The sequence below is a fragment of the Streptomyces sp. NPDC096311 genome (genome assembly GCF_044763085.1).
Lineage (GTDB): Bacteria > Actinomycetota > Actinomycetes > Streptomycetales > Streptomycetaceae > Streptomyces.
On the sequence record NZ_JBIWFN010000010.1, the window covers coordinates 14906 to 28968 of the forward strand.

The following is a 14063-nucleotide window of genomic DNA, read 5'->3' on the forward strand; positions in this document are numbered from 1 at the left end:
GCCGGTCTCAGGTGGCGAGCGTCCTGCGCTCCCGCAGGTGGGCGTAGCCCATGAGACCGACGAGCACCGCGAACAGCACGGCCGACGAACCCGCCGTACCGAGGTCGAGCCCGCCCTTGGCGGTCGGCTTGGTGAGGAAGTCGCCCGCGGTCGCGCCGAGCGGACGGGTGAGGACGAAGGCGATCCAGAACAGCAGCACGTTCGGCACCGCGGGGACGCGCATCAGCACGACGAGGACCGCGAGCAGCTCGGTGACGAGCAGCGCGCCGCCCGCGTAACCGAGCCCGGAGCTGTCCGACAGGAAGTCGCCCATCGAGGTGCCGAGGGTGTTCGACACGAGGATCGCCGACCAGAAGAGGGCCTCGGCCCGGAAGGTCACGATGTCGCGGATGACGAACGTCATCCCGGTGAACTTCCAGACGGTGAAGATCACGACCAGCAGCGAGATCAGGATCGCGGCGCCCACGGGGTACCCGAGGCCCAGGCCCTGCGGACCCCAACCCAGCGAGGTGGCCCCGTCGGAGAGGTACTTGGCGCTGGCGTCACGGTTCATGAAGTCGGACATCGTGGTGCCCGCCATGCTGGTGGAAAGGATCACCGTCCAGTAGAAGAAGGGGTTGTACCGGCGCGACCTGAGCTGCACGACCAGCGTGACCACGAAGATCAGGAACAGCAGGATCGTGGTGAGGAAGTAGCCCAGCTTGAGGGTCTGCGCGAAGAGGTCGCCCGCGGTCTCGCCGAGTGTCGTCGCGGCGATCTTCATGATCCAGAAGGCCAGGGTCACCTCTGGCAGCTTCTTCATCACGGAGGCGCCGGGGCCGGCGACTTGGGGGTCGGCGGCAAGGTCCGTCTTGTCCAACGTTCGCTCCTGGGGGGTGCATCGACGTCCCCCCAGGGCCACGGCCGAAGGAGGCCGCGTGTCCGTTGGCTCAGTGTTGCGCATGCCCGCGCGCCGCGCCGATCAACGTGGCAGTCGCAGCCTGAACACATCCTGAACGCGCGATCACGCCTCCGGGAGGTCGTCCCGCGCAGGCACCCCTCACAGGTGCCTGGATGAGCCGCTACGGCTCAGTGCGCCGGCCGGGTGAGGAGTGCCAGGGCGCGGACGTGGGCGACGTGGGCGGTGGCGGGCAGTCGGGTGAGGAGTTCGCGGGCCCTGCGGGCGTAGTCGTCGGCCATCGCGTGCGCGGTGTCCAGGGCTCCGGTCCGCTCCAGCACGGCGCGGATCCGGCACAGGGCGAGCTCCGGTTCGGTCTCGTCCAGCAGGGCATGACGCAGCGCCGCGCGGCTCTTGGGGTCCGCGCGACGGTGGGCGATCAGCACGGGCAGAGTGGGGCGGCGGTTACGGACGTCGCTGTCGGCGGGCTTGCCCATGGTGCGCGCGGCGATCGGGTCGTACGGCAGCACGTCGTCGCGGATCTGGAAGCAGATCCCGAGGTGGTCGCCGAAGTCGCCGAGCAGTTCCGTCGTCGGGGCGTCACCACCGCCGAGAATCGCGCCCACGCGGCAGGCGGCCGCCAGCAGCACGGCGGTCTTCGCCCGGGCCATCGCCACGTACGCGCCGACGCCCGGTTCCAGGTCGCCACGCATCGCCAGTTCGTCGAACGCGCCCCGGCAGATCGCCACCCCGGCCTCGGCCTGCGCCGCCATGGCGCGCTCGACACGCTCGGCGGGCACCCCCAGGCGACGGCACTCGGAGAGCGCCGCGAACCAGGAGAAGAACAGGGCGTTGCCCGCGACGACGGCCTGGGCGGGTCCGAACTCCGTGTGGACGGCCGCGCGGCCGCGCCGCTGGGTGTCGCGGTCGATGATGTCGTCGTGCAGGAGGCTGCCGACGTGCGCCCCCTCGATACCGACCGCGGCGGGCAGCACCGCGCCCAGCTCCCCACCCACCGTGAGCGCCGCGTGCAGCACCAGCGAGGGTCGCAGGAGCTTGCCCGGCGGGATCATCGCGTACCGGTGCACGGCATCCAGCCCCACCGAACGCCCCGGCCACCGCCGCACAAACTCCGCCTCCAGAAGCTCCCCGAACTCGACGCGGGGCGAGGGGGGATCGGGCGGGGGTCCGGGCGGACGGTGGGGCACGGGGCCGGGGTCGGGACCGGGACCGGGGCGCGGGTTGGGGCTGGGGTTGAGGCTGGGACTGGGACTGGGACTGGGGCTGGGGTCGGGCACAGGGTTGGGCACAGGGTTGGGGCTGGGGCTGGGCACAGGGCTGGGGCTGGGGCTGGGCGCAGGGTTTGGGCTGGGGCTGGGGTCGGGCACAGGCCTGCAGTGGGGCTCAGGCCTGGGCTGGAGTCGGGAGCCAGGGTGGGGACTGGGCTCAGCCCCGGGGGCGAGTCGAGGCTTCGGCTGAGCCCCGGGACCGGGACGGGGACTGGGCTGATTCCCGGAACCGGGTTGAGGCTTGGCATGACGCTGGGGTCCGCGTCGGCTATTGGTCTGCCCCTCGGGTCGGGCTTCGGGCCGGGCCTGGGACTGAACTTCGGGCCGCACCTCGGACCAGGCGTCGGGCCGCACGTCGGACCGGGCCCGGGGCCGCACCTCGGACCGGGCCTCAGGCCCCACCTCAGGCTGCGCCTCGGGCCGGATCTGGGGCCGGGCCTCAGGGCAAGGTTCGGCGGTGGGTGGGGCGTCCTCGTTGGGTGGTTCGGTCATGGAGGCTCCCCCGTCACCCGCTTGCATAAGCGTGGCGATGGACCCACCTCAGCAGACCCGCCACCTCGCCGGAACGGCTCACGCGCATCCCGTGGGGGCACGCCCCCGCCCGCTGCGGGAGCTCGTGCTCCCACACCACCCGATCAGACGGTTTCACCGCACGGACGCGACCAAAGTCAGAGATAGTCGACCGGTCGTACAATTACGTCATGGGACGAACCAGCGACGCCAGGGAAAAGATCCTCAGCGCCGCGCAGTCACTCATCGAGCTGCGCGGTTACTCGGCGCTGGGGGTGGCCGAGATCTGCAAGGCGGCCGGCGTGCCCAAGGGCAGCTTCTACTACTTCTTCGCGTCCAAGGAAGCCCTCGCCCTGGCCGTGCTCGACGAACACTGGGACGCCCAGAAAAGCGCCTGGGCACGCGTCCTGAACAGCGACGAGGAACCCCTGCGGCGGCTGTACCGGCTCTTCGAGGAGACGGAGGCCAGCCAGCGCGCCGGCCAGCAGAGCTGCGGCACCGTGTCCGGCTGCCTGTTCGGGAACCTCAGCCTGGAGATGAGCAACCACACCGAGCCCATCCGCACCCGCCTGCAGGAGATCTTCGACGCGCAGGTCGAGATGGTCGAGTCGGTCATCACCGAGGCTCGTGAGCGCGAGGAGGTCACCACCCTCGACAGCCGGGAAGCGGCACGGGCGGTGGTCGCCCAGTTGGAGGGGCAGGTGCTGTTCGCCAAGCTCTACAACAACACCCGCCGGCTCAGCCCCCTGTGGGCGAACTGCCTGGCCCTGCTCGGTGCCCGCGCCCCGCAGGAGGCCGTGGCGGGCGCCTGACGCCCACCACGACACTGTTCAGAGGGTTCAGAGGGTTCAGAGGATTTCAGAGGGCGTTGACGTCGACGACCGCCGCGGCGAATGCCTCGGGTGCTTCCTGCGGCACGTTGTGACCGATGCCCTTCAGCGTCCGGTGGTCGTACGCGCCCGTGAAACGCTCGCGATAAGAGGCACCGTTTCCCGGCGGCGTGAAGGGATCCAGCTCGCCGTCAAGGGCGATCGTCGGCAGCGAGATGGCGGGACTCTCGGCAAGTCGCTTTTCCAGACGATCGAATCGCGGGTCACCCTTGGCCAGACTCAGTCGCCACCGGTAGTTGTGGATCACGATGGGAACCCAGTCCGGATTGTCGAAGGCGGTCGCGGTCCGGTCGAATGTGGCGTCATCGAAGTGCCATGTCGGGGAGACGTTCTTCCAGATGAGTTTCGCGAAATCGTGCTTGTACTGCGCGAGGCCGAGCCGCCCCCTTTCGGTGGCGAAATAGTACTGATACCACCACGCCCACTCGGCCTGCGGCGGCAGCGGCGCCTTGTTGCGTTCACGGTTGGTGATGAGATATCCGCTCACGGAGACCAGGGCCCTGCAGCGCTCCGGCCAGAGCACCGCGATGATGTCGGCCGTCCGCGCTCCCCAGTCGAAGCCGGCGAGGATCGCCTTCTCGATCTTCAGCGCGTCCATGAGCGCGATGATGTCGAGCGCGATCACCGACTGCTGGGCGTTGCGGAACGTCTTGTCCGAGCGGAACCGTGTGGTGCCGTGACCGCGCAGGTAGGGCACGATCACCCGGTAGCCCGCCGCGGCGAGCCGGGGAGCCACATCGACATAGCTGTGAATGTCGTAGGGCCAGCCGTGCAGCAGGACGACCGCGGGGCCGTGCGCGGGGCCGGCCTCCGCATATCCCATGTCCAGCTCTCCGGCACGGATCTGCTTCAGCCGACCGAAAGAGGTGTGCCTTCCGGACTCGGACGCGCGGCCCGACGGAGAAGCCGAGGCGGAGGCCGATATCGCCGGGAGCGTCGGCAGCGAGGCTCCGGCGGTTCCGACGGTGAGAATCCGGGAAAACGTGCGCCTGTCTATGACATTCACCTTTCTTGACCGGTGCGTGGAGATTGAGGGAATCGACAAGACCGACACGTCATGAATGACTTCGTGAATGACGCGTGAATGACGTCATGTGCCGTCGCCGCCTCGCCAGATGTTGTCGAAGGCCGCGTCCTCGATGCTTCGCCGTTGCCGTACCGCTTCCAGTTCCGTCACCGCGCCGTTGACGGCGGCCAGTACGGTCAGGACCGAGTCGTCGACGAGACCCGCGGCCTCCTCGGTCGACTCGTCGTGGATCCCCACGGCGGCCGCGAGGACGGTGAGGATGGGCTCGCCCGCGGTCCAGCGTTCGTCCGCGTGGCTGCGGTCCGGCGAGTCGGCCGCTTCCGTACGGCCGCCGAAGGGAATCCAGCGGTGGCGCGGCCTGGTGAGCCGTCCCTCCGCCTCCAGGTCCGCGCGATAGGCCGCGGACAGCCCACGGCCCCGGCGCCAGAGCCAGTCGTCCACGGACTCGTACGGCCTCTCCCGGACCAGCGACGCCACGGCCCCGTCCAACAGACGGTCGCCCATGGTCCACTGCGCGCCGGGCACGATGCGGTCGTCGTCCTCCAGCGTGATGGCCTGGGCCTCGATGAGGTCGACCAGTTCGGCTCCCGCGAGGGCCAGCGACAGGTCGCCCTGCTCGACGGGCCGGCTGGACGGGACGTCCATGGCGATCATCAGCAGGTCCCGCGGTGTGGTCATGACGGACTCCACGTCTGAGTCATCGGTGGCTGCCCGCGTCCGCGGCGGATTCCGTCGGTGCGGGCTGTCGTACCGGGGCGGTAGCTCGCACTACCACCATGTGGTGCGGGAAGCCGATGCGCAGCACGGCGGCGGCCGCGGCCGCCACGAGAACCACGGAAGCGGCCAGGACCAGTGCCTGCTGATAGCCGTGGTGGAGCAGGGGCGCGGCCACCAGCGGGCCGAGGATCTGGCCGACGGAGTATCCGGCGGTCAGGAGCGCGACGGAGCGGGGGAACTCCAGGTGGGCCCCGGTGGCGAGAGCGAGGGTGCTGACCCCGATGAACGTCGCGCCGAACAGCACCGCGGAGACCAGGGCGGCCGGTGCTCCGCCGATCAGGGCGGGCAGCGCGATGCCCACCGCCTGGACGACGAGCGCGGCCAGCAGCAGGTCGGGGCGGGACCAACGGTGCCCGAGCCGGGCCCACAGCGCGGAGGAGGGCACGGCGGCCAGCCCGACCAGCACCCAGGCGCCGCCACCGAGCGGTCCCGGGGAGCTCTGCTCGATCGCGGCGACCAGGAACGTACCCGCGATGATGTAGCCGATGCCTTCCAGCGTGTAGGAGGCGAACAGGGCGGTGAACCAGCGGTGCGTGCGCGGCCCGCGGCTGGAATCCGCGGTGGCCGCAGTGCCTGTGGTGGCCTGCGTGGCTTGGGTGGCCTGCGTGACCTGCATAGTCACCGTGGCCTGCGTGGCCTGCGTTGTCGTAGGAGGCGCTTCGGGGCGGAGGTTCCACGAGGCGGCGGCGAGGAGCGCGGCGAGTGCGGCCGAGGCCCACCAGGCGGCCCGCCAGTCGGCGACGGGGCGCAGTACCAGGACGAGCAGACCCGACAGGGCGATGCCGGCGCCGACCCCGCCGAACGCCCATCCGGGCAGATGAGCCGGGTACTCCCGCAGGTGGCTGAGGAGCGAGCTGACCGCGATGACGAAGATCAGAGCGCTGGCGACCCCGGCCAGCAGCCGCAGCGCGAACCACTCGGCGGTGTCGTGGGTGGCGGGCATCGCGGCCAGGGTGCCGGTCAGCACGACGAGGGAGGCGCGCAACAGGGCCCGCGAGCGGACCACCGCGGGGGCCAGGATGCCGACGAGCGCGCCGAGCAGATAGCCGATGTAGTTGGCGGTGGCCAGGTTCGCGCCGGCGCCCGCGGACAGCCCCGCCCCGGCGTGCATCAGCGGGAGGATCGGGGTGTAGACGAACCGGCCGACCCCCATGCCCGCGGCGAGTGCCGCGGCGGCCTGGGCCACGTGGCGCCAGGGCGAGTGCGGCGCGCCGGCACTCCGGGCCGGGGAGGCGCGCAGGGCTCGTACGCTCATGACGAAGTCCATGCCGCACCGGTCCCCGCCGTCACCGCGCGGCGTCCGTCCGGCCCGGGTCGTTCGGGTGGGACTCGAGCGCGGTGACGGTGAGGCTCATCCACGGGCGCAGTGGCAGTGTGCCGAGCACCTTCTCGTGGAGTTCGTCCTCGTCACCAGCACACCAGATGCCGATACTGCGCAGTTCGCCGACCGGGCGCCACAGCCGTGCCAGGTTGCCGGTGGCGGCCAGTTCCCGGGCACGGACGGCCTCGGCGGCGCGCCGCCGGTCGACCTCGTCCTGAGGGGTGCCCTCGGGGATCGTGGTGGTGATCTCGACCAGGAACTCTCGCATGGTCCTGCTCCGCTCGATGGGACGTCCGGCGGGCACCGGAACGCCGCGTGGGCTGATGGTGGCCGGCCGGAGGAGCGCAGAGGTCATCCGCCGTCAGATGTCCCGCCGTGCCGCCCTCGGTCGGGCTTCCATGGGCTCCATCGTCCGCCTGTCACCGGGGCGATGCCACGACAGGCTTCCTCCTTGCTGAGAGGCGCGGCCTCGCACCGACGTAGCATGACCAGCGTGGAGTTGCGCCAACTGCGGTATTTCGTCGCCGTCGCCGAGGAGCTGAACTTCGGCCGGGCCGCCGAGCGTCTGCTGATCGCGGGCCCTTCCCTGTCCCAGCAGATCAAGGCGCTCGAACGCGACCTTGGCGTACGGTTGTTCGATCGCGATCGTCGCTCGGTGTCCCTCACCGCGGCCGGCTCGGCCCTGCTCCCCCACACCCGCGCCCTGCTCGAGCGGGCCGACGACCTCCAGCGGCGAGCCGGCCGACTGTCCGGATCGGAACCGGTGCGGCTCGGCTACGTCAACTGGCTCCCGTCGGACCTCACCGCCCGCACCGCCACCGTGGCCCAACTCCACCTCGACGCATGGGTCGCGCCCTCGCACACCCAGGCCGCCCGGGTCGCCGCGGGCGGTCTGGACCTCGCGGTGTGCTGGGTGCGGACCGAGGACCTGGAAGAACGCGGCCTACGCGCCCGGCTCATCGGCGCCGACCGGCTCTACGCCGTCGCAGGCGGTGACGACACGGGCGACGTGGCCGCCCGGGACACCGCCGTCCTCCTCGACGACGACACCACCTCCTGGTCGTCCTGGAACGTCTACGCCGAAGAGCTGGCCCAGGACACCGGGGCCCGCGCGGTACGCATCTCCAACGGCGGCATCACCGGACCGGCGTTCTTCGAACACGTCCGTCGCTGCCGTCGCCCGGTGATCAACTCCCCCAAGGGTCAGACTTCCCCGCTGCCGCCCGATCTGGTCCAGCGCCCGGTCACCGCACCGGAGATCTACTGGACCTGGTCGCTGGTCTGGCGCGAGAACGAGGACCGCCCGGCCGTCCTCGCGGTCGTCGACGCCCTCTGCGACGGCGTGGGCGACCTCGGCATCCGCGCCCCGGGCGCCTGGCTGCCTGACGGGGATCCGCACCGGTAGGGCCACCGGCCCACTGACCTGGACTGGGAGGCCGCGCCTACCAGCAGGGACGAATTCGGTCCTGCCCAGACCCTTGTTGACCTTTGACTTCTCCACTCCACCCCGCCTAGCTTCAGATAGTCGACCGGTCGGCTAGTAGCTGGCGAGATCGGCGACCCGTCAAGAAGCCCCCGCTTCATCACGGAATCACGGAATCACGGAACCCGGAGAAGATCAGCATGAGCTCTCAGAACCAGAAGGTCGCCGTCGTCACCGGAGCCTCGCAGGGCATCGGCGCGGGCCTCGTCGAGGCCTACCGCAAGCTCGGGTACGCCGTCGTCGCCACCTCGCGCACGATCGCCCCCGCCGACGACGCGGGCGTCGTGACCGTCCAGGGTGACATCGCCGACCCCGCCACCGCCGAACGCGTCATCGCGGCAGGCGTCGAGCGGTTCGGCCGTATCGACACCCTGGTCAACAACGCGGGCGTCTTCATCGCCAAGCCCTTCGGCGACTACACCCAGGACGACTACGCCACGGTGACCGGCGTGAACCTCGACGGCTTCTTCCGCATCACCCAGCTGGCCGTCGAGCACATGCTCGCCCAGGGCGGCGGCCACATCGTCAACGTCACCACCAGCCTGGTCGACAACGCCGACTCCAACGTGCCCTCCGTACTCGCCTCGTTGACCAAGGGCGGCCTCCAGTCCGCCACCAAGTCCCTCGCCATCGAGTACGCCACACGCGGCATCCGCGCCAACGCCGTCTCGCCGGGCACCATAAAGACCCCGATGCACGCCGAGGAGACCCACGAGGCCCTCGCCGGGCTGCACCCGGTCGGCCGGATGGGCGAGACGAGCGACATCGTCGACGCCGTGATCTACCTGGAGAACGCCCCGTTCGTCACCGGCGAGATCCTCCACGTCGACGGCGGCATGAGCGCCGGCCACTGACGGAACACGACAAGGGGAGAATCCCGATGAACAGCACGACGGACAGCGACACGGAAGCGATCCTGCGCGGCGTCCTCGACCAGTGGAAGGCCGCCGTCGACGGGCACGAACCGGAGCAGGTCGCCGCCCGGTTCACCGAGGACGCGATCTTCCAGGGGCTGCACCCCTACAGCGTCGGAAGGCCGGGGGTCGCGGCCTACTACGCCTCCCAGCCCGTCGGCATGGCCGCCGCGTACCGGATTCTCGAGACCAGACGCCTCACCGACGACCTCGTACTCGGTTATCTGAGCGTCGACTTCTCCTTCACCGACCGCCCCACCCTCGACGTCAAACTCGGCGTACTGGTGCGACGCGTGGGGGAGACCTGGTACATCAGCCACTACCAGGTGTCACGGCTCGAGTAGTCCGGCTCCCTTACAGGGACGTCACCTACAGGGACTTCACCCAGCCCGCGGTGTCGCCGGGGCGGCCGAAACGAAGGGTGTCGAGGGGCGCGAAGCGCGGGTCGCCGGTGCGGCGGGTGATCTCGCGGCGCCGGTTCGCGTGCTGGGACCAGGCCCACCAGAGGGGGTGTTCCCGGCTCAGCCAGCCGGTCCAGGTCTCCCTGTTGCCACCGAACAGCGGCTCGCGTGTGACGGTGCGGCGAACGGAACGGCGCAGGACGCGGGGCAGGACGACTCGTTTGGGATAGTCCAGCCATATCACCGTGTCGGCCCGGTCCCACATCAGGTCACGGACCTCCGGATAACCGAGGGAGTCGATGACCCAGCGGGGTTCGGCCGTGATCCGCAGTACGTCCTCGCGCAGCTTCTCGTTCACGGCCCACCCGGCGCCGGTGAAGTAGAGCGCGTCCAGCTCGTGGTAGGGCAGGCCGAGGCGACCGCTCAGGCCCCGGGCCAGCGTGGACTTACCCGCACCGGTACTGCCCACCACCAAGATCCGTCGCATCCCCGCACCCTAACCGAGCGGGACCCGTCCGCGAGAAAGGCCCGGTCAGCGGACCTGCGCGGAGAACGCCTCGTACGCCGGGTCGTCGAAGAGGACGAACGTGACCTCCTCGACGGCCGTCCGCGTGGCCCGTACCGTCTCCACCGCGATCCGGGCGGCGTCGTCCATCGGCCACCCGTAGATACCGGCGGAGACGGCCGGGAAGGCGACCGTGCGGGCGCCGAGTTCGTCGGCCACCTTCAGCGACTCCCGGTAGCAGGAGGCGAGGAGTTCCGAGCGGTCCTCCTCACGGCTGAAGACCGGGCCGACCGTGTGGATCACCCACCGCGCGTCCAGCTCGCCCGCGGTGGTGGCGACCGCCCGGCCCGTGGGCAGCCCCTTGCCGTAGTGCGAGGCGCGGAGCCTGCGGCAGTCGGCGAGGATGGCGGGGCCGCCACGTCGGTGGATGGCCCCGTCCACGCCTCCCCCGCCGAGCAGCGACGAGTTCGCCGCGTTGACGATCGCGTCGGCGCTCTGACGGGTGATGTCTCCCTGGACCAGGGTGATGGCGGTCATGACGGCCTCGGCCTCCTCGTATGCGGTCTTCGATCCTCGCCGCATCGCGCTCCGGCCGCCACGCGACATCCGACGGTCAGACGACCACTCCGTCGATCTCGAAGGTCTGCACGGACGCGGCGGAGAAGGCCGCGGTCAGCGTCTTGCCGCTCAGATAGGTGTCCGAGTGGGCGGTGTAGAGGTCGCCGCTGCCGGAGGTGACGGTGTTCCAGCGTCGTACGAGTCCACCGCTGCCCCCGCTGACCTGGCTGAACTTGGACAGGTCGAAGGTGAGGTTCTGTGCGGCGCCGGAGTTGACGGCCACGATGACCAGGCGCTTCGCGCTCGCGTCGTACGCCGCTGCCGCGTATCCGACACCGGTGTCGATGATGGTCATGCCGGGGCGGATGTGCCGGCTGAACTGGGCCATCACGTAGTACTTGGTCTGGACGGTCGTCGGCTGGAGGGTGCTCTGGTCGTAGGCGATCATCGCCCAGCCGGTGCTGGGGTCCATCACCTGCCAGTAGACCCACGCGGTCGGGTGCAGCCAGCGGAAGTCCAGGCAGAGGTTGCTCGCCAGGGTGAGGCCGGTGGCGTCGGAGTCGCCCGTCTCGGAGTTCCACAGCCGCTTGCCCGCCGTGGTGACGACGTCGGTGTAGAGGAGGTCACGGCGACCGCCGGAGCCCTGGTACCCGTGTACGTTGACCCGGTTGACCTGGGCTTTCGTGGTCGAGCTGAAGGAGTTCCAGGTCGTGCGGGCCAGGTCGTAGTTCGTCTCGTCGGACGCGGAGACCAGGGTGCCGGTCAGACCGCGCTTGTCGAGTTCGCTGCGCAGATACGGGAGGACGGCCGCCTGGACGGTGGCGTCCATGTGGCAGCCCTCCTGGGTGCCCGTCGCCGTCCACCAATTGGAGGAGGGCTCGTTGAACGCGTCGACGGAGCTGAAGCTCACACCCCAGTTGTTCTTCGCGTAGAGCGCCACCGCGGCCAGGTGGGAGGCGTGCTGACGGTAGTTCCAGGACTGGAGGTTGTTGCCGCCGTCGGACGCGCCGGACGGGTTGTGGTTGAGGCACATCCACCACATCGGCGAGTTGGCGAACAGCTCGCTGACGGCGCCGCGTTGGGTCGCCTTGACCAGGGCCGCCCGCTGGTTGGCGTCGGCCGTCCAGTCCCAGGCGGAGGAGGTGGGGTCCTCGTTGTTCCAGTCCTGCCAGTACCCCTCGATCTGCTTGAACGCGGGGATGTTGGCGGAGGCGACCATGCTCGCGCCGCTCACGGTGTTCCCACTGCACGCGCCCAGGTTGTAACGGGCGATGTTGAGGCCGAGGCCCGGCAGCGTCTTGCCGCCGTACGCCACGGACTTGGTGGTGAAGAAGATGTCGGCGAAGTCGTCCCGGGCGCCGAACACATTGGCCCACCAGGCGAGGGAGGTGCCCCAGCCCTCCCAACTGCCGTACGTCGTACCCGGGTTGACCCCGATGGTCGCGTCGGCCCGAGCGGTGCCCGTGGCCAGCGCACTGCCGAGCAGCGCACCACCCGCCGCGGCCAGCACCGATCTGCGCTTGATCATGTGGAAGTCTCCTGTCACGGTCATGCCACGGCCCTCTCGCATGATCGGGCCGGGGCGGGACGTTGTCGAGACGCGTGACAGCGCTTTCTTCCTGTGAACCGAGGCACGGATGTGACGGCTCGCGCCGCCTCCGGTCAGGACTTGCGACCGCCTCCGGTCAGGACTTGCGACCGCCTCTGATCAGGACTGGTGGTCGCACCTGATCAGTACGGGCGGCATCCTCCGGTCAGGGCCGGCGCAGGCGCCGCCATACGGCCTTCGCCGCGTTGTGCCCCGACATGCCGTGCACACCGGGGCCCGGCGGGGTGGCCGAGGAGCAGATGAAGACGGCCGGGTGCGGTGTGCTGTACGGGAACAGGGACAGCTTGGGGCGCAGCAGGAGCTGGAGTCCGGAGGCGGCGCCGCAGCCGATGTCGCCGCCCACGTAGTTGGCGTTGCGCGCGGCGAGTTCGGGCGGGCCTGCGGTGGCGCGGGCCAGTACGCGGTCGCGGAAGCCGGGTGCGAACCGCTCCAACTGCCGCTCGATCGCGTCCGTGAGGTCACCCGTCCAGCCGTTCGGAACATGTCCGTACGCCCAGAAGACCTGCTTGCCCTCCGGGGCCCGGGAGGGATCGACGACGCTGGGCTGCACCGTGATCAGGAAGGGGGCGTCCGGCGCCCGGCCCTCGCGCGAGGCGGCGCGCAGGGCGCCGGCGATCTCGGCACGGCTCGCGCCCACCTGCACCGTCCCGGCGGTGCGTGCCTCCTCGGCCGTCCAGGGGACGGGGCCGTCCAGGGCGTAGTCGATCTTGAAGACGGAGGCCCCGTAGCGATAGTCCTCGTAGTACCGCCCGAAGCCCGCGATGCGGGACAGCGCGGCGGGTGAGGTGTCGAAGACGTACGCGCGGGCGGGCGGCAGGTCGTCGAGACGCTTGACCTCGTAGTCGGTGTGGACGGTGCCGCCGAGATCCTTGAGGTAAGCGGTGAGCGCGTCGGAGACGGACTGGGAGCCGCCGCGGGCGACGGGCCAGCCGCGGGCGTGCGCGGCCAGCGCGAAGACCAGGCCGACGGCGCCGGTGGCGATGCCGTCGAGCGGGGCCATGACGTGTGCGACGAGACCGGCGAACAGCGCCTGGGCCCGCTCGTCTCGGAAGCGCCGCATGAGCCAGGTCGAGGGCGGCAGCCCGGCCAGGCCGAAACGGGCGAGCGTCACCGGGTCGCGGGGCAGGGCGGTCAGTGGCAGGGACATGAAGTCCTGGGCCAGCGTGTCCCACTTGGGAAGGAAGGGGGCGACCAGTCTGCGGTACGCACCGGCGTCGCGCGGGCCGAACGAGGCCGCCGTCTCGGCCACGGAGCGGGCGAGCACCGCCGCGGTGCCGTCGGGGAACGGGTGCGCCATCGGGAGCTTCGCGTGCAGCCACTCCAGGCCGTACCGCTCCAGGGGCATCGCTCGGAAGGCGGGTGAGTTGATCCCGAGGGGGTGGGCCGCGGAACAGGGGTCGTGCCGGAAGCCGGGGAGCGTCAGCTCTTCGGTGCGGGCGCCGCCGCCCACGGTGTCCCGTGCCTCGAACACGGCCACGGAGAAGCCACGGCGGGCCAGCTCCACGGCAGCCGTCAGTCCGTTCGGCCCCGCACCCACCACGACCGCATCGAGCATCGACGGCACCTTCGGACTCCTTTGTCAGCCGACGGCCACTGGACATCAGGATATGCCGGGGGACTGACAGCCTTGATGGCGCGGGGGGTTGGGAGACGGGGAGTCGTCCGGCGGACGGGGGCCTGGGGCCGCCGGTTCAGGGGCCGCCTGGGCCGAGGGGCCGCCGGACCTCAGGTCGCCGGGGTCCGGGACCCGCCGGGGACCAGAAGGCCGTCCGCTTTCACCTTGTGCCGACGAGGCCACTGGTGTGAGGTAGGGGCGCGCTCCGGTGCACATCGTCGAGAGCGGCTACCTCAACGGCGCCGTCATCCGCCTCGACGGCTCCAAGCGCCTGGCCGCACAGCGAG

Annotated in this window: 14 protein-coding genes; 4 read left to right on the top strand and 10 right to left on the bottom strand. The window is 70.6% G+C overall.

From position 1 onward, the window contains the following. Positions 1-7: 7 nt before the first annotated feature. Both ACIRA5_RS25065 and ACIRA5_RS25070 read right to left on the bottom strand, forming a co-directional pair. A complete protein-coding gene (locus ACIRA5_RS25065) occupies positions 8-859 on the bottom strand; it encodes a hypothetical protein (protein ID WP_403693903.1) in 852 nt (283 codons plus the stop codon). 209 nt (positions 860-1068) lie between these two features. After that, positions 1069-1980, bottom strand: coding sequence for a polyprenyl synthetase family protein (locus ACIRA5_RS25070; protein WP_403693905.1), 912 nt, complete (start codon positions 1978-1980; stop codon positions 1069-1071). Between the two features lie 887 nt (positions 1981-2867). On the opposite strand from ACIRA5_RS25070, the gene ACIRA5_RS25075 reads away from it, so the two are divergent. Then, complete coding sequence (locus tag ACIRA5_RS25075; protein WP_403693906.1) at positions 2868-3488, top strand: TetR/AcrR family transcriptional regulator; 621 nt, start codon at positions 2868-2870, stop codon at positions 3486-3488. A gap of 46 nt (positions 3489-3534) precedes the next feature. Here the strand turns inward: ACIRA5_RS25075 and ACIRA5_RS25080 are convergent, their stop codons facing one another. From ACIRA5_RS25080 to ACIRA5_RS25095, 4 genes are read right to left on the bottom strand one after another with little or no spacing between them, the layout of a single operon-like run. Further along, a complete protein-coding gene (locus ACIRA5_RS25080; RefSeq protein WP_403694456.1) occupies positions 3535-4611 on the bottom strand; it encodes an alpha/beta fold hydrolase in 1077 nt (358 codons plus the stop codon). Between the two features lie 45 nt (positions 4612-4656). Beyond that, a complete protein-coding gene (locus ACIRA5_RS25085) occupies positions 4657-5271 on the bottom strand; it encodes a GPP34 family phosphoprotein (RefSeq protein ID WP_403693908.1) in 615 nt (204 codons plus the stop codon). A 19-nt stretch (positions 5272-5290) separates the two neighbouring features. After that, positions 5291-6625 (bottom strand): YbfB/YjiJ family MFS transporter, encoded by a 1335-nt coding sequence (locus tag ACIRA5_RS25090; protein ID WP_403693909.1) that lies wholly within the window; start codon positions 6623-6625, stop codon positions 5291-5293. Positions 6626-6656: 31 nt separating this feature from the next. Continuing rightward, the gene (locus tag ACIRA5_RS25095) at positions 6657-6959 is read right to left on the bottom strand and encodes a muconolactone Delta-isomerase family protein (protein ID WP_382246839.1); all 303 of its coding nucleotides are present in this window, start codon (positions 6957-6959) and stop codon (positions 6657-6659) included. 216 nt (positions 6960-7175) lie between these two features. On the opposite strand from ACIRA5_RS25095, the gene ACIRA5_RS25100 reads away from it, so the two are divergent. The 3 genes from ACIRA5_RS25100 to ACIRA5_RS25110 all read left to right on the top strand — a co-directional run bounded on the left by ACIRA5_RS25100 (position 7176) and on the right by ACIRA5_RS25110 (position 9432). Next, positions 7176-8096: a LysR family transcriptional regulator gene (locus ACIRA5_RS25100; RefSeq protein WP_403693910.1), complete on the top strand. Its 921-nt coding sequence runs from the start codon at positions 7176-7178 to the stop codon at positions 8094-8096. A gap of 218 nt (positions 8097-8314) precedes the next feature. Then, positions 8315-9028, top strand: a complete 714-nt coding sequence (locus tag ACIRA5_RS25105; protein WP_403693911.1) for an SDR family NAD(P)-dependent oxidoreductase — start codon at positions 8315-8317, stop codon at positions 9026-9028. A 26-nt stretch (positions 9029-9054) separates the two neighbouring features. After that, positions 9055-9432 (top strand): YybH family protein, encoded by a 378-nt coding sequence (locus ACIRA5_RS25110; RefSeq protein WP_403693912.1) that lies wholly within the window; start codon positions 9055-9057, stop codon positions 9430-9432. A 25-nt stretch (positions 9433-9457) separates the two neighbouring features. Here ACIRA5_RS25110 and ACIRA5_RS25115 read toward each other — a convergent pair whose 3' ends face one another. The 4 genes from ACIRA5_RS25115 to ACIRA5_RS25130 form a co-directional block, all read right to left on the bottom strand. After that, complete coding sequence (locus tag ACIRA5_RS25115) at positions 9458-9976, bottom strand: adenylate kinase (RefSeq protein WP_403693913.1); 519 nt, start codon at positions 9974-9976, stop codon at positions 9458-9460. A 45-nt stretch (positions 9977-10021) separates the two neighbouring features. Next, positions 10022-10531 (bottom strand): O-acetyl-ADP-ribose deacetylase, encoded by a 510-nt coding sequence (locus tag ACIRA5_RS25120; RefSeq protein WP_403693915.1) that lies wholly within the window; start codon positions 10529-10531, stop codon positions 10022-10024. Between the two features lie 76 nt (positions 10532-10607). Continuing rightward, entirely contained in the window at positions 10608-12080 is a 1473-nt protein-coding gene (locus ACIRA5_RS25125) for a beta-1,6-galactanase (RefSeq protein WP_403693916.1), read from the bottom strand. 226 nt (positions 12081-12306) lie between these two features. Then, positions 12307-13716 carry a phytoene desaturase family protein gene (locus tag ACIRA5_RS25130; RefSeq protein ID WP_403693918.1) on the bottom strand — a complete coding sequence of 470 codons (1410 nt, stop codon included), beginning with the start codon at positions 13714-13716 and terminating at the stop codon, positions 12307-12309. Between the last annotated feature and the right edge of the window lie 347 nt (positions 13717-14063).

Bases quoted from the DNA above. Each gene is read 5' to 3' on its own strand.
- ACIRA5_RS25075 (WP_403693906.1), top strand. From the start codon at position 2,868: ATGGGACGAACCAGCGACGCCAGGGAAAAGATCCTCAGCGCCGCGCAG.
- ACIRA5_RS25085 (WP_403693908.1), bottom strand. From the start codon at position 5,271: ATGACCACACCGCGGGACCTGCTGATGATCGCCATGGACGTCCCGTCC.
- ACIRA5_RS25090 (WP_403693909.1), bottom strand. From the start codon at position 6,625: ATGAGCGTACGAGCCCTGCGCGCCTCCCCGGCCCGGAGTGCCGGCGCG.
- ACIRA5_RS25095 (WP_382246839.1), bottom strand. From the start codon at position 6,959: ATGCGAGAGTTCCTGGTCGAGATCACCACCACGATCCCCGAGGGCACC.
- ACIRA5_RS25100 (WP_403693910.1), top strand. From the start codon at position 7,176: ATGACCAGCGTGGAGTTGCGCCAACTGCGGTATTTCGTCGCCGTCGCC.
- ACIRA5_RS25105 (WP_403693911.1), top strand. From the start codon at position 8,315: ATGAGCTCTCAGAACCAGAAGGTCGCCGTCGTCACCGGAGCCTCGCAG.
- ACIRA5_RS25110 (WP_403693912.1), top strand. From the start codon at position 9,055: ATGAACAGCACGACGGACAGCGACACGGAAGCGATCCTGCGCGGCGTC.
- ACIRA5_RS25115 (WP_403693913.1), bottom strand. From the start codon at position 9,976: ATGCGACGGATCTTGGTGGTGGGCAGTACCGGTGCGGGTAAGTCCACG.
- ACIRA5_RS25120 (WP_403693915.1), bottom strand. From the start codon at position 10,531: ATGACCGCCATCACCCTGGTCCAGGGAGACATCACCCGTCAGAGCGCC.
- ACIRA5_RS25125 (WP_403693916.1), bottom strand. From the start codon at position 12,080: ATGATCAAGCGCAGATCGGTGCTGGCCGCGGCGGGTGGTGCGCTGCTC.
- ACIRA5_RS25130 (WP_403693918.1), bottom strand. From the start codon at position 13,716: ATGCTCGATGCGGTCGTGGTGGGTGCGGGGCCGAACGGACTGACGGCT.